At 69.9% G+C, this 14,357-nt stretch carries 11 protein-coding genes; 6 read left to right on the top strand and 5 right to left on the bottom strand.

The window, feature by feature from the left end; genetic code table 11:
* Window positions 1-219: 219 nt before the first annotated feature.
* Entirely contained in the window at window positions 220-2,703 is a 2,484-nt protein-coding gene (locus tag NGH83_RS01260; RefSeq protein WP_251857272.1) for a hypothetical protein, read from the top strand.
* Between the two features lie 48 nt (window positions 2,704-2,751).
* Here the strand turns inward: NGH83_RS01260 and gtfA are convergent, their stop codons facing one another.
* Genes gtfA through NGH83_RS01240 form a run of 4 tightly spaced genes read right to left on the bottom strand, consistent with a single transcriptional unit; the run spans window position 2,752 to window position 7,310 of the window.
* Window positions 2,752-4,233 carry a sucrose phosphorylase gene (gene gtfA / locus NGH83_RS01255; protein WP_251857271.1) on the bottom strand — a complete coding sequence of 494 codons (1,482 nt, stop codon included), beginning with the start codon at window positions 4,231-4,233 and terminating at the stop codon, window positions 2,752-2,754.
* Window positions 4,230-4,904: an aspartate/glutamate racemase family protein gene (locus NGH83_RS01250; RefSeq protein WP_251857270.1), complete on the bottom strand. Its 675-nt coding sequence runs from the start codon at window positions 4,902-4,904 to the stop codon at window positions 4,230-4,232. Before NGH83_RS01250 ends, gtfA begins: the two co-directional genes overlap by 4 nt.
* On the bottom strand, window positions 4,904-5,815 hold the full coding sequence (locus tag NGH83_RS01245) for a hypothetical protein (protein WP_251857269.1): 912 nt from the start codon (window positions 5,813-5,815) through the stop codon (window positions 4,904-4,906). Before NGH83_RS01245 ends, NGH83_RS01250 begins: the two co-directional genes overlap by 1 nt.
* 22 nt (window positions 5,816-5,837) lie before the next feature.
* On the bottom strand, window positions 5,838-7,310 hold the full coding sequence (locus tag NGH83_RS01240) for an L-fuculokinase (protein WP_251857268.1): 1,473 nt from the start codon (window positions 7,308-7,310) through the stop codon (window positions 5,838-5,840).
* A gap of 85 nt (window positions 7,311-7,395) precedes the next feature.
* Between NGH83_RS01240 and NGH83_RS01235 the strand changes: the two genes are divergently transcribed.
* The 5 genes from NGH83_RS01235 (at window position 7,396) to NGH83_RS01215 (ending at window position 13,172) form a co-directional block, all read left to right on the top strand.
* Window positions 7,396-8,178 (top strand): DeoR/GlpR family DNA-binding transcription regulator, encoded by a 783-nt coding sequence (locus tag NGH83_RS01235; RefSeq protein ID WP_251857267.1) that lies wholly within the window; start codon window positions 7,396-7,398, stop codon window positions 8,176-8,178.
* Window positions 8,175-8,795, top strand: a complete 621-nt coding sequence (locus NGH83_RS01230) for a class II aldolase/adducin family protein (protein WP_251857266.1) — start codon at window positions 8,175-8,177, stop codon at window positions 8,793-8,795. Before NGH83_RS01235 ends, NGH83_RS01230 begins: the two co-directional genes overlap by 4 nt.
* 54 nt (window positions 8,796-8,849) lie before the next feature.
* Window positions 8,850-10,643, top strand: a complete 1,794-nt coding sequence (locus NGH83_RS01225; protein WP_251857265.1) for an ABC transporter ATP-binding protein — start codon at window positions 8,850-8,852, stop codon at window positions 10,641-10,643.
* Complete coding sequence (locus NGH83_RS01220) at window positions 10,624-12,357, top strand: ABC transporter ATP-binding protein (RefSeq protein ID WP_251857264.1); 1,734 nt, start codon at window positions 10,624-10,626, stop codon at window positions 12,355-12,357. The genes NGH83_RS01225 and NGH83_RS01220 overlap by 20 nt, the downstream gene beginning before the upstream one ends.
* Before the next feature lie 221 nt (window positions 12,358-12,578).
* Window positions 12,579-13,172: a recombinase family protein gene (locus tag NGH83_RS01215; protein WP_251857263.1), complete on the top strand. Its 594-nt coding sequence runs from the start codon at window positions 12,579-12,581 to the stop codon at window positions 13,170-13,172.
* Between the two features lie 120 nt (window positions 13,173-13,292).
* Here NGH83_RS01215 and NGH83_RS01210 read toward each other — a convergent pair whose 3' ends face one another.
* Window positions 13,293-13,631: a hypothetical protein gene (locus tag NGH83_RS01210; RefSeq protein ID WP_251857262.1), complete on the bottom strand. Its 339-nt coding sequence runs from the start codon at window positions 13,629-13,631 to the stop codon at window positions 13,293-13,295.
* Between the last annotated feature and the right edge of the window lie 726 nt (window positions 13,632-14,357).

Here is a 14,357-nt window from a genome sequence, read left to right as displayed (position 1 = left end):
CCGCCAGGCGTCCTCGCACAGACGGAGGGGCGACCCACGCCTGGGGCATGGAATCCTTCCCAGGTGGAGTATGACTGAGGGCGTCGTTATTGACAACCCCTTCGCGCACACTTCTCCTGCACTGCCGCGACTTTCCGCGGATCTCTAGTTGTTTCTGCCTCTGCAGCCTCACTACGATGATGTGGAATCGTTCTCAGAATCCATGGGCAAAGGAGCTCCGTGAGCGCCATCAGAAGAATCGTCCTCGTCGGCCACACGCATCACGATGTCGGCTACACCAACAGCCCGCGCATCATCGATCGCATGCATCGACAGATCGTGCACGAGGTGCTCGATCTCGCCGATGCGCACGGCACCGAGGGACCCGACGGTTTCCGTTGGACCTTCGAAGTGTCCCGCCCTTCACTGGGATTTCTCCGCACCGCCTCCGAACGAGACGTCGCCCGCCTGCGTCACCGTGTCGACGAGGGGGCGATCGCCGTCACGGGCGGTTATCTGAACCCGACGCAGTTGGCCTCGCAGCAGGAGCTCGACGCAACCTACGACCTGCTCGGCGCATTCGCGGAGGCGGGGATCCCGGTGCGCACCCAGCAGCACGGCGACGTGAACGGGTTGTCGTGGGGCTCCGTCGCCGCGATGCGACGGGCCGGCATCGAGCGACTGGTCATGGCGCTGAACCCCGACCACGGGCGGCCGCCGTTCGAGCAACCGACCGGCTTCTGGTGGGAGGCCCCCTCGCGTGAGCGCATCTTCGTCTGGCTGTCGACCCACTACGGCTTCGGCGAGGAGTGGGGCATCATCGACGCCGACCTGGACCTCGCCACTGCGAACATCGAGCGCTTCATCGAACGTCTCGGCGAGCGGGACGACTACCCCTACGACACCGCGCTGGTGCACGCCGCGAACGACAACCGGTGGCCGACCGCCCTGTTCCTCGAGCTGGTGCGGCACTGGAACGCGTCGCACCCCGACATCCCGATGGAGACGGCGACCATCGACTCGGCCCTCGACCTGTTGATCCCGCAGGCGGAGGCCGCCGACATCCCGGTCGTCTCCGGCGAGTGGGCCGACTGGTGGTCGCACGGTCACGGTTCGACAGCCCGCGAGGTGGCGGTCTATCGGGAGGCTCGGTCGCTCGCACTGTCGGCGCAGTCGTCCCTCGCCTTGGCACGTCTGCGCGGCGAGCGCGACGGCGACACGACGCTCTCGACCGTCTTGGGATACCGGCGCGCTCCGGTGCGTCTCCGATCGGACGACGAAATCGCTCACGATCTCGCCGAGGTCGACGAACAGCTGATGCTCTGGAACGAGCACACCTGGGGCTCGTGGGAGACCTACTCGAAGCCGTACTCGACGTTCAGCTTCTCGCACTGGAACGGCAAGGCCGCGTTCGCCTACACGGCCTACGACTTCGCCCGCGACCTCGCCGTCGAGGGACTCTTCCGGTTGACCGCCAGCGGGAACGGCGGGGACGCTGTGTCCGACTCCATCGCGATCGTGAACCCGACCGAGGTCGATCGAACCGAGCCCATCACGGTCGAGATCGACGGCACGAGGCGTCTGACCTTCCTCGCCGAGGACGTGCCCGCCTTCAGCGTGAAGGTCGTCCCGATCGACCGGTCACTGCCCGAGACGCGGGAGGCGGACTCCGCGGCGAATGGACGTTACGAGGTCACGGTCGATCCCTCCCGCGGAGGCGTCGTCTCGCTCGTGCACCGTGCGTCGGGACGGGAACTCATCGACCGGGACGCGGGCCACGGCCTCGGCGCCGTCGTCGTCGAGCAGGTCGAAGCGGGCAGCACCCACCCGATGGTGACGACCAACCCGAAGGACTTCCACCCGGACCATCCGGGCCCGATCTTCGATCGATCCGTCTCCTCCGGCGACGGCTCGCCTCAGGTGCTGCAGCACGCCGGAATGACCGAGATCCGATGGACGGGCGCGGCGCCGACGGCTCCCAGCGTCACGAGCACGCTGCGCGTCTTCGACGACAGCGACCTGGTCGAACTCGAGGTCGAGCTGGTGAAGCCCGAGGTCTTCGATCCCGAGAGCATCTTCGTCGCCTTCCCGTTCGCGATCCGGTCCCCGCAGTTCCTGCTCGAGACGGCGGGTGCGGTGTTCGAGGCCGACGCCGAGCAGCTGCCCGACACGAGCAAGGACTGGTACTCGATCCAGCACGCCATCGGTGTCGACGGACCGGACGGTGCCGTCTTGTGGGGCTCGGTCGACGCTCCCCTGGTGCAGCTCGGCGACTTCCAGACCGGACGGTGGGCGCGGGAGCTCGCGGCGCCCGACGGTCACATCAACAGCTGGCTGATGAACAACCTGCACTTCACGAACTTCCAGGCCCGCCAGGACGGCACGTGGCGGTACCGGTACCGCTTCCTCCCCGTCGCGACGGTTTCGAAGGAGGCCGTGCACCGGTTCGGGCGCGACCTGCTGCAGCCGCTCCACTCGCGCGGCTACGACGGCATCGTCGGCACGACCGCGGAAGCCGGACTCACCGTCTCGCCCGCAGACCGCGTGCTCACCGAGCTCCGGCCGCTCGCCGACGGCGGAGTGAGGATCCGCCTGCGCAATCCCAGCGGCGAGCCGGTTGCCGTCAGCCTCGCCTGGGAGGACGGATCGGTGGCCTTCGATCAGGACGAGGTCGAACTGGCGCCGTACGGCTTCGCGGAAACCATCGCCCGCCGCACCGTCTGAGCGGTACGGCGGGCGACCGGACCCGGATCATGGAACCGAGTCCGACGATCAGAGGAGGGCGAGCGCCTCGACCGAGTCGAACCGGCGCTCGCCCTCGTCTCCCGTGAGCGTCACGACGAACGACGGCGTCGGGCCCGTGACGATGTCGAGCCGCGCGGTCGATGCGTCGTGGATCCACCGCATCGACAGCGCGCCGTCACTGGCGGTCTCGTAGTCGAACTCCCCGTCGAACGCGGGGTGCCGGCTGCGAAGCCGGACGAGTCCGAGGATCGCCTGCGCGACCGGCTCGCCGAGCGCACGCTCGAACTCGTCGGGCGAGTAGGTGTGGCGGTTGACGTCGCGCCCCTGACCGGTCTGCTCGAAGAGGGCGGTGTCGTCTTCGCCCCCGAGCAGGCCGACGTAGTAGATCTGCGGGACGCCCGGGACGAACATCTGCACCGCGCGGCACAGCAGGTAGGCGGTGGGATCGGCGCCGAGCGCACTGAAGAAGGTGGCGTTGATCTGGTGCGGCAGGGTCATCCACGCGGGGATCACCGACGCGATGTCCGAGTGGCCGACGGTCGCGACGCTCGCGCGCTCGAAGATCGCCGCCATCTCGTCGTGCGAGATGAGGCCGGGCGACTCCGCGGAGGGGCCTGCGTCGATGATGCCGATGCCGTCGTGGGTGTCGAGCACTGTGATGGCGTTGACAGGGCGGATGGCGAACCACTCGGTCAGGCGGTCGACCGTGCCGGTGCCGAGCGAGTGCAGCAGCAGCGCCGGCAGCGCGAAGTCGTAGACGAGGTCGACGAGCGGCGCGATCGCGAGCTGCTGCGAGTAATGGGCGTGCACCTCGACGAGCACGCGCAGCCCGTGTCGGCGGGCGAGCGCCGTGATGTCCCGGACGAACGCGAGCGTCTCGTCCGTCATGAAGCTGTCGCTGCCGGGCGTCTTGATCGCGTAGCCGACCGCGTCGAGGCGCACGGTCGTCACCCCGCCGTCGGCGAGGGTGCGGAGGAGGCGTTCGAGGTAGGCGACGGCGGCCGGATGGCGCACGTCGAGGTCGACCTGGCTCGGCATGAACGTGGTCCAGACCAGGCGGCGGCGCCCGTCCGCCGCACGGTACGCCGTGAAGGGCAGGCCCGGGCGGGGCCGGTAGAACGCGGTGATCGCCGCTTCGGACGCGCCGTCGGGGAAGACGGTGTCGAAGGTGAGGAACATGCCGTCGTGGGGAGACAGCTCCTGCCGTTCGAGCCAGTCGGCGAATTCCGCCGAGCCGGACGAAACGTGGTTGACGATCAGGTCGGCGGTGACCTCGCGGTCGGCCGCGATCGTGCGGACGTCGTCCCACGTGCCGAGCCGCGGGTCGACGCTGGCGTGATCGACGGGATCGAACCCGGCATCGTCGCCGTCGAACGGCACGAAGAAGGGCAGCAGGTGCACGCCGCCGAAGTCGGAGAGCGGTCCGTCGAGCAGGCGCGCGACGCCCGCGAGGTCCCCGCCGAGGCGCTCGGCGTAGGTCAGCAGGTGGACGGGGCGGGTGTCGGTCATGCCGGCGCCTCCTGGACGGCGTCGAGAAGGGCGGCGACTCCACCCTCGGGCGAGGTGAGCACCGGGACTCCGAGCTCGAGGTCGGCGACCGCGGCGGCCATGGAGGCCTGCGCGAGTACGAGGACGTCGGCGGATGCGGCGGCCGCTGTCGCCGCATCGCGGATGAGGGCGTCGTGTCGGGCCTGGTCGCCGGCGGCGCGCGCCGACGCGGCCTCGGCGACGACCGAGGACTGCACGTCGACTCCCCCGCCCGCCTCGACGACCGCCCGCTCGAGCAGGCGTCCGGTGGGTCCGAGCGTCGCGTCGAGGGTCGCGAGCACGGCGACTCGCGGGACGCGCCCCTCGGCGGCGCCGCGGACGATCGCGACCGCCTCGTGCGCCATCGGCTCGTCGACGCGGATCACGGGAACGGAGAGCTGCGCGGCCGCGGCCTCGACGGCCTCACCGATCGACGAGCAGGTGACGAGCACCGCGTCGGCTCCGTCGTTGGCGAGGAAGCGCAGGTGCCGCAGCACCTCGGCGCGCACGGCGTCGTCGACTCCGTGGTCGATCGCCGCGGCGAGCAGCCCCGCGTCCACCACATGCACGATCTCGGCATCGCTGCCGTTGAGCATGGCGTCGAATGAGCCTGCGAGGGCGGGGACGGTGTGCAGCAGACCGACGCGGGGCATCAGGCCTCCGTCCATGGGCGCGCCGACGCGTCGACGACCTCGATGAGGCGTTCGAGTCGCGGCCGTGAGAGTTCGCGGAGTCGAGCGGGGGTATCGGCTGCGCCGACGACGTCGCTCCACAGCGCCCGGCCGGCGAGCAAACCGCTCGCTCCCGCACGGCATGCCGCCTCGACGGCGTCCTGGAAGCGGTCGCGTTCGACTCCCTGCGACAGGACGACCCAGGGGCCTTGGATCGCAGCGCCGAGGGCCTCGCTCGCCGCCTGCTGCTCGGCGGGCGTTCCCGCGCCCGACATGGGCACCTGCGCCTTGTAGAGACTCGGCCGCAGCGGCGAGAGCTCGCGCGCCGCCTCGCGGATCGCCGCGTCGAGATCCCACGTGCCGGCGTCCAGTTCGGCCGGCGTCGCACGGACGACGGGTTCGAGCACCGACAGCAGACCGAGCTCAGCCGAGCGCTGGATGAAGCGCTGCGCCAGCTCGACCCGGTGTTCGCGCCGCTCGTCGCGGCGCCAGATGATGAGCAGCTTGAGCGCGGAGACACCGGTCAGATCGGTTTCGCCGCCGACGACCACGTCGTCGAGCTCGGTCTCCTCCACCGGTCCGCCGTCCTCCTGCTGCAGGGCGTCGGCGGCGAGGATCAGGCCGTCATCGGCCGGCAGGACTCCGCCGTCGCGGACGCGGTCGAAGCCGTAGTGCCGGTCGATGAGGAAGCCGGAGGCCAGGTCGCCGAGGGCATCGGCGACGTCAAGCTTGAAGCGGATGAGGACCTCGTCGTCGGGTCGGCCGGCGCCGGCGGCGTCGAACATCGCGCGGAGGCTCTCGCGCTGGTCCATGGCGACCATCGCGAAGCCGCCTCCCGGGCGGGCGATCGCGTCGAGCGTGGGGACGGCGGGGGCGGTGGGGGTGTCGGTCATCTCTCTCCAGGTGTGTCGGATGTCAGGCGGTGGCCGCGGTGACGAATCGTCGGTAGGCGGCGTCGTACGGGTCTCCGGGATCGCGCTCGAGTGCGACGGACGGCAGTTCGGGGGCGTCGGCGACCGCTCCCGCGCGGACTGCGGCGAGCAGCGCCGCCCCGGTGGCGACGGGTTGCGAGACGGTGGCGAGCCGCGTCGGGGCGGTGAACACCTGCGCTTTGACACTCATCCACGGGCGGTTGCCGCCGCCGGGCCCGCCGAGGACGCGGATGGCTCCGACTTCGCGGCCCACGAAGCCGCGTTGGGTCTCGAGCATCCACCGCGCGTGCAGCGAGAGTCCTTCGAACATCGCGCGAGCGAGCAGCACCGCGTCGCCACGGGCAGCGTCGACATCGCGGCCCGCTTCGTCGAGGACTCGGCTCACCGCTCGCCGATCGGGCTCAGGGGTCTGACGGCCCGAGAGGTAGGGCAGGACGGTGTACGGGGTGGGCGCGACCGGCTCGTCGGCGAGCGCCGCGAGGACCTCCCCGGGATCGCGTACGCCCGTCCGATGGGTGAACCACCATTTGGCGAATGCGCCGGACGACGCGGATCCGGCGAGCAGGACGGGCGACCCGGTGACGGAGCGGGTGACGCTCATCCCGGTCGGTCTGATGCTCGACCGGTCGGGCTCCGCGTCGAGCACTCGCACGAGCGCCTCGGCCGTTCCGATGGAGTCGGCGACCTCGCCGGGTCGCCTCGCTCCCGCGGCCCAGCCGCCGACGGAGTGGTCGTGCCCGGCGATGTACACGGGAACCCCGGAGGGAAGGCCGGTCCGCGCGGCTACGGAGTCGGTGACGGGTCCGACGGGCTGGCCCGATGGGCGGACAACGGGCAGGCGGCTGGCGTCGAGGCCGACGGTGGCGAGGAGCTCCTCGTCCCACCCGCCGAGCGCACGGTCGGGCGGCACCGCGAACGCCATTGTGCGGGCGGCGAGGGTGTGGTCGGTCGCGAGCACGCCGGTCAAGGCGAGGCCGACGAGGTCCGCGACGCCCGCCCAGCGACTCATCGCCGCCCAGGTCTCCGGCTCGCGTCGACGCAGCCCCGCCCAGAGCACGAGCGGAGCCTTGGCGAGCGCCGGCACTCCCGTGCGGCGGTAGAGCTCGTCGGCGCCGAAGGCGTCGAGCAGACGTTCGAGATCGACGGAATCGTCGTCGCCGTCCCAGCGCACGATGGGGCGAAGCGGCCGATCATCGGCCCCGAGCGGCACGCCCGATTCCGCCATGGAGGCGATCCCGATGGCGGACGGAGTCTCGGGAGCCGAGACCACCACGCTCCGGATCAGATCGAAGACCACGCGGACGAGGGAGTCCGCGTCGGCCGGGGTCGGCGCCGCGCAGACCGCGAGCTCGTCGACGCTCGCGCCGATGCGGACGAGGACGACTTTGACGTTGCTGCTGCCGACGTCGACACCGAGGGCGGTCGTGGTGCTGCCATCGGCCTCGTCGCTCCTCACACTCGATTGTGTTCAGTTCTGAACACTTGAGTCAAGTTCTGTTGTCTTCTTGACAACTTTTCGTCGGTGCGAGTTGGATTGAGTCGTGCGCTACACGGAGGCTCCGGCTCGACGCGAGGAGTTGCTTCGGCGCATCGCGTCCGACGGCTACGTCTCCTCCTCGGCGATCGCCGAGGAGTTCGGCGTCTCCGAGATGACCATCCGACGCGATCTGCGGCAGCTGCACCTCGACGGAGCCGCGCGCCGTGTGGCCGGCGGCGCCAGCCTGCCGAGCGGCGTGTCCCGCGGCGCCCCGTTCGAGGAGCGCGACCGTCACGCCGGTCTCGAGAAGCAGGTGATCGCCGCTCGCTGTGCCGAGCTGCTGCGTGGTGCGGGCACGATCGCCATCGACGCGGGCACCACCGCGGCGGCCGTCGCCGCTCTGCTCGAGGGGCCGGCCACCGTCGTCACCCACTCCGTTCCGGTCATCACGGCGTGCACCGAGCGGGACGACATCGAGCTGATCGGGCTCGGCGGACGGTACGAGCCGTCCACCCGCTCCTTTGGCGGTTCCAGCGTCACCGCCGTTCTCGACCGGGTCGCCATCGACGTGGCGGTGCTCTCGGCCACCGCGGTCGACGAGACCGGCCTGCTCTGCGTCAATGAGATCGACGCCGAGACCAAGCGGGCGATGGCCGCGGCGGCCCGCCGGACCATCCTCGTGGTCGACTCGACGAAGATCGGCGGGCGAGCACCCATCCGATTCGGCCGCCTGTCGTCGATCGACACCGTGGTCACCAGCGACGCCACGGGGGAAGTCGAACGCGCGATTCTCGCCGAGGCGCCCGAGCTGCTCTACGCGGCGATGCCGCTCGAGGGCGTCCGATGAGCAGGGCGGCCGACCTGATCGAGGCGGCACGTCATCTGGCAACGCGAGGACTCTCCCCCGGTAGTTCCGGCAACGTCAGCGCGCGGGACGGCGACCGCATCCTCATCACCCCGACCGGCTCGAGCCTGTCGCGGGTGACGGAAGCCGATCTCGCAGAGCTCTCGCTCGGCGATGAGCCGCCCCGCGGACGCCCGTCGAAGGAGTGGCCGCTGCACCTCGCGGTGTATCGAACGCGACCGGGTAGCGGCGCCGTGGTGCATCTGCATTCGCCGCACGCGACCGCGCTGTCCTGCCTCGAGCCGGATAACGAGTTCCCGCTCGAGACGCTCACGCCGTACCACGCGATGCGCCTGCGATCCGTGCCGCTGCTCCCGTATGCGCCACCCGGCAGCGACGATCTGGCGGCGGGGGTCGCGCGAGCCGCGGCCGACACCGCAGCCATGCTGCTCGGCAACCACGGCACGGTCGTCGCCGGCGCCGACATCGCGTCCGCGATCGACCTGAGCGAAGAGCTCGAGGCGGCGGCGCAGATCCAGCTGCTGGTCGCCGGTCGCCGGGTCCGGCCGCTTCCGCCCGGCGAGGCCGACCGGCTGCACGTCGCGCACACCATCCGCTGACCAGCAGCCGTCCACCGCACTCCGCACGCCCACTTCCTTCAGGAGTCTTCCGCCGTGTCGATCACCTTCGCCGCGCATTCGCCGTCCGCCGAGCGACCTCCTCTGCGCTCGGTCTGGACCTTTCTCGGCTGGCTGGCCCGCCGCCAGCCCGGCACCCTCGCTCTCGGCATCGCCTTCGGCATCGTCTGGATGGCGTGCCAGGCGGTGTGGCCGCTGCTGCTCGGACGCGCCATCGACGCCGGATCGGGGGGATCACTGGCTGCCGTCGGCCCGTGGCTCCTCGCCCTTCTCGGCGTCGTCGTGGTGCAGTCGCTCTCCGGGATGCTGCGCCATCGCATGGCCGTGTCGAACTTCCTGCGATCGTCGCTATCGACCGCTCGGCTGATCGGGCATCACTCGGCGGACACCGGTCGGGCGTTGACCAGCGAGAAGACCGCGGGCGAGATCGTCGCGACCGTCACCGCCGACGCGAACCGGCTCGGCGAGATGTTCGACGTCGTCGCGCGGCTCGCGGGAGCCGTGCTCGCCTGGGCGGCGGTGTCGATCATCCTCTTCACCTCGTCGTTCGAGCTCGGCCTGATCGCGCTGCTGAGCGTTCCGGTCTCGTCGCTGATCCTCGCCTTCCTCGTGCGCCCGCTGCAGTACAAGCAGGCCAAGCAGCGCGCACAGTTCGGCGCCCTTGCGACCCTCGGCGCCGACGCGGTCGCGGGCCTGCGCATCCTCCGCGGCGTCGGCGGCGAGGAGGCGTTCGTCGAGCGCTACACGACCAGGTCGCAGGCCGTGCGCCGGTCCGGCGCCGAGGTCGCGTCGGTGCAGTCGTGGCTGAACGCCGCCCAGGTGCTGATCCCCGGCATCTTCCTTGCCGCAATGGCGATCTACGGCGCACGCCTCGTGCTCGACGGCCGCGCGACACCCGGCGAGCTCGTCACGGTCTACGGCTACGCGTCGTTCCTGGTGCAGCCGATCTCGACGGGGGTGGAGGCGATCGGCGTCTTCACCCGCGGCTTCGTCGCCAGCCGCCGGGTGCTCGACGTGCTGCGCGTCGAGGCTGCGGTGCAGGATCGACCCGACGCCACCCAGGTGCCGCCCGAGCACGCGGAACTCGTCGACGTGGCGAGCGGCGCGCACATCGCGCCGGGCCGGTTCACCGCCATCGTCTCCCGCAACCCCGACGAGGCCGCCGCAGTCGCCACCCGGCTCGGGCGATTCGACGACCTCGCCGCGTCGGATGCGCCGGTGCTGTGGGGCGGGATCGACAGCACGAGCGTCCCCCTGTCGGTCGTGCGCAAGCGCATCGTCGTGAACGACGCGATGCCGCACATGTTCCGCGGCTCGCTGCTCGAAGGCCTCGACCTCGCACCGATCCGGCAGGCCGAGTACACGAGCACGGCGACGGGCCAGATCCGGCGCGTCAACTCCGCGATCGAGACGGCGGCCGTCGCCGAGACCGTCTCGGCCCTGCCCGAGGGACTCGAGGAGACCGTCACCGAGAGGGGCCGCTCGTTCTCGGGTGGCGAGCGGCAACGCCTGAGCCTCGCGAGGGCATTGCTGACCGACGCCGAGGTGCTCGTACTGATCGAGCCGACGAGCGCGGTCGACTCGCGCACCGAGCAGCGCATCGCCGAGCGTCTCGCCGACGCGCGGGAGGGCCGCACGACCGTCGTGGTCACCGCGAGTCCCCTCCTGCTCGAGAAGGCGGACACCGTACTCGTCCTCGACGACCGCCGCGTCGTCGGCGAGGGTCGCCACGGCGATCTGCTCGGGCGCGACGACGACGCCGCTCGCGTCTACCGCTCGATCGTCACCCGGACCCCTGAGGAGAACCGCGATGCTGCTGCCGATCGCTGATACCGCCGCCGTCAGGGCCACCGGCGCTCGCCTGATCAGGGCGCACAAGCTCGAGCTCGCCGTCGCGCTCGCCCTGCACACTCTGGCGGCGATCGCCGGTCTCGTGAGCCCCGTCGTCATCGGCGCGGTGATCGACTCCATCACCGAGGGGCGCGCGAGCGACCAGTCCATCCTGCAGGCCGCCGGCCTGCTGCTCGGCACCGTCGTCGCGCAGGCCCTGCTCATCCGGTTCGCGCAGCGCCAGTCGCTCGTGCTCGGCGAGACGGTGTTCGCCATCCTGCGCGAAAACCTGCTCGACGATGTGACCCGACTGCCGCTCGCCACCGTCGAGAAGGCCGGCACGGGCGACCTGCTCTCCCGTGCCACCAACGACGTCGAGAGCATCGCGCAGACGGTCCGCTTCGGGGTGCCGCGCATCCTGGTCGCCAGCGTGACCGCCCTCTTGACCGCCGGGACGGCGCTGTTCATCAACCCGGTCGTCGCGCTGGCGATGTTCGTCGGAGTGCCGATCCTCGTGCTCGCCAGCCGCTGGTACCTGCGGCGGGCGGGCGCCGGCTACCAGCGACAGCTCGCCTCGTTCGCGCGCCTCAGCGGAACCATCAGCGAGACCGTCGAGGGCGCTCGCACGATCGAGGCGCTCGGGCTCGCGCCGGTGCGTCGCAGTGAGGTCGACGCGGCACTGCGCGAACGCCGGGACACCGAGCGCTACACGCTCGGACTGCGATCGGTGTTCTTCCCTCTCACCGACTTCGCCTTCCTGCTGCCGATCATCGTCGTGGTGGCGTGGGGCACGTACCTGATCGGCACCGGCGGCGCGACGATCGGCGAGGTGACCTCGGTCGCCCTCATCGCCACCCAGCTCGTCGGGCCGGTCAACGAGCTGATCGCGTGGATGGACGAGATCCAGGTTGGGACGACGGCGCTGTCCCGCATCGTCGGAGTCGGCCAGGTACCCCCCGACCGGCATGCGACCGGCGAGACTCCCGAGGGCGACGAGCTCACAGTGAGCGACGTCCGCTACTCCTACCGCGAGGGCATTGACGTGCTCAAGGGCATCGACCTCGACCTCGAACCCGGCGAACGCCTCGCGATCGTCGGCCCGTCGGGCTCCGGCAAGTCGACCCTCGCCCGCCTGATGACCGGGATCGACACCCCGACCTCCGGAGATGTCCGCGTGGGCGGCGTGCGGCTCGTCGACCTTCCCGTCGAAGACCTCCGCAAGCAGGTCGCGCTCGTCACCCAGGAGCACCACCTCTTCGTCGGCTCGATCGCCGAGAACCTGCGCCTCGCCAAGACCGACGCGACGCACGAGGAGCTGATCTCGGCGCTGCGGGTGGTCGACGCGTGGCCGTGGGTGTCGGTGCTGCCCGAGGGCGTGCGGACCATGGTGGGATCCGGCGGCATGGCGCTGAGCCCCGGCCAGTCGCAGCAGCTGGCGCTCGCCCGCCTCATCCTGCTCGATCCGTCGATCCTGGTGCTCGACGAGGCGACGTCGCTCATCGACCCGGGTGCCGCCCGCGACCTCGAGCGCACCATGTCGGCCGTGCTGCGCGGACGCACCGTCATCGCGATCGCCCACCGCCTGCACACGTCGCGCGACGCCGACCGGGTCGCGGTGATGCGGGCGGGCAACCTCACCGAGGTCGGCAGCCACGAGGAGCTCATGGCGCTGAACGGCGACTACGCCGAACTCTGGCGCACCTGGAACTCCTGACGTCGCCGATCGTCTCCGCCTGCAAGTAGCGCGACGGCTAGCCCTTGCAAACAACGGAACCGTCCCATATCCCTTGGGATACGAGACGTCTCGTATACAGTCGATTCGAACAGGGGCGGAGTCCACATTTCCGCGCAACGGTAAGTCTCGCAACTATGTATCACAAGTGAGCGCCTATCCTCATGACTGCAACGTTGGTTACGAGACACATAGAGGTCGAGATGGCAAAGCTGATCGGGTACGCGCGGGTCTCGACCCGCAACCAATCCACTGACCGGCAGGAAACGGACCTCCTCGCGGCCGGCATACGTAGAGACGATCTCTACACCGATCATGGCGTCTCGGGCGCACTCGCCTCCCGGCCACAATTCGACCGAGCGCTCGAGGCCCTGCACCCCGGCGACACTCTCGTCATCACCACACTCGACCGACTCGGCCGATCCACACACAACATGCTCGCCTTCGCCGACGAGCTCCGAACTAGAGGCGCCGGCCTCCGCGTCCTCAACCTCGGCGGCGGCGACGTCGACACCTCCACCCCAATGGGGTCGATGCTGTTCACGATCATGGCCGCCCTCGCTCAGATGGAGTACGAGATCAAACGGGAGCGAGTGACCGACTCGGTCAGCAAGAGGCGCGAAGCCGGCAAGGATCTCGGCGGCCGTCCGCAACGCATCACCGACAGCCAGATCCGCAGCGCCATCCGACTCGTCGAAAGCGGCGAGCCTGCCGCCCAGGTGGCGCGAGACCTCGGAATGTCTCGCGCCTCGTTCTACCGGCGATCGCGTGAGCTCGCGACGTCGGCGGTAACCTGACGGAGGGATCAGTAACGGTCCCCTGAGCGGGAATCCTTTCGGACGGGTCTTACGGGACTGCTACTCTCCCGCCGCCTCGGCCATCGCGCATCGACTTGCGACTCCCGCTGGACGAACCCGTTACGGACGCGTAGAAAGCGCCGTTCGGACGTCATCGAGAACCGCATCGAGCACGTCCGAACCGGAGACGCGCTGCCATCGCTCGAGCTGATCAGCCACATACTGCCAGTGCTCCTTCGACAGCTCGAGGGTTAGCTCTTCCTCGCCCGGGGGCCAGCCGCTCCCGAAGTTCTGTCCGTGCGCGTGGAAGCTGGCGCGCCAGCCCGCGTCGCGAACGACGGCCCCCCTCATGGCTGACACCACGTCGCCTTCGACTACGTCGATCGATACGCTGCTGTCGATCGCTGCGTCAACTGCCTGCCATGCCTGGACGGTGAAAGTCAGAGCGCGATAGATCACCCCGGCATTGTCCCGCGCAGCGCAGCTGTCCCCATAGGGATCGCCTTAAGGAAGCGGGGCTCGCGTGGTGGCGATCTCGCCTCGCTCCTTAGCGAACGTCACATTCGGACCGGGACCGGTTCGTCGACCCCCGATGTGTCAGACGCGCTTCCGTTGCTGTTTCCAGGCGCCGTAGCAAGCGAGGTAAACCGGAACCACTCCGATCAAGTATCCGAGTAGCACCACCAGCCAGGTACCGGATGGAAGCGGTGCCGCAAAGTAACCCACAACGGCGCCACCGAGCACGACGGGAATAAGGAGAGGAACTAGCCAACGGTCTGTCATCGGACATTCTCGCCTCTCTGCCAGCGGTTACTCCGCAAGATAGCAGTCCTCACTGAGGCCGGCCGCGGTCGACGCTACCCCTCCAATGAGACCGCCAATCGCAGCTCCTGCTCCAATTCCACCCGGAACGGTGACAGGCACGAACGGCCCTCCAAGCGTCCCAACAAAGCCGCCGATTGCTCCACCGCCGACCGCGCCGAGGGCCGCCCCGAATCCTGCATACGTTCCGAGGGTCACCAAGTTGCATTCGAGTCCGGAGGGGTCTGAGGCATTCACGGGGTTACAGGCGGCGTAGGCGTAGGGATGCCCTCCTGCCCGCTCGGATCCCCTTTCTGACGCACAAGGGGCCCGCTCCTAACCACGCCGCGAATGCGCGCTTGAGGCAGCTATGCCGAACAAGTT

The sequence above is a fragment of the Herbiconiux sp. L3-i23 genome (genome assembly GCF_023734115.1).
Taxonomy (GTDB): Bacteria; Actinomycetota; Actinomycetes; order Actinomycetales; family Microbacteriaceae; genus Naasia.
The sequence above is the reverse complement of the archived record's forward strand: the minus strand, read 5'-3'. Positions and strand labels throughout refer to the sequence as shown.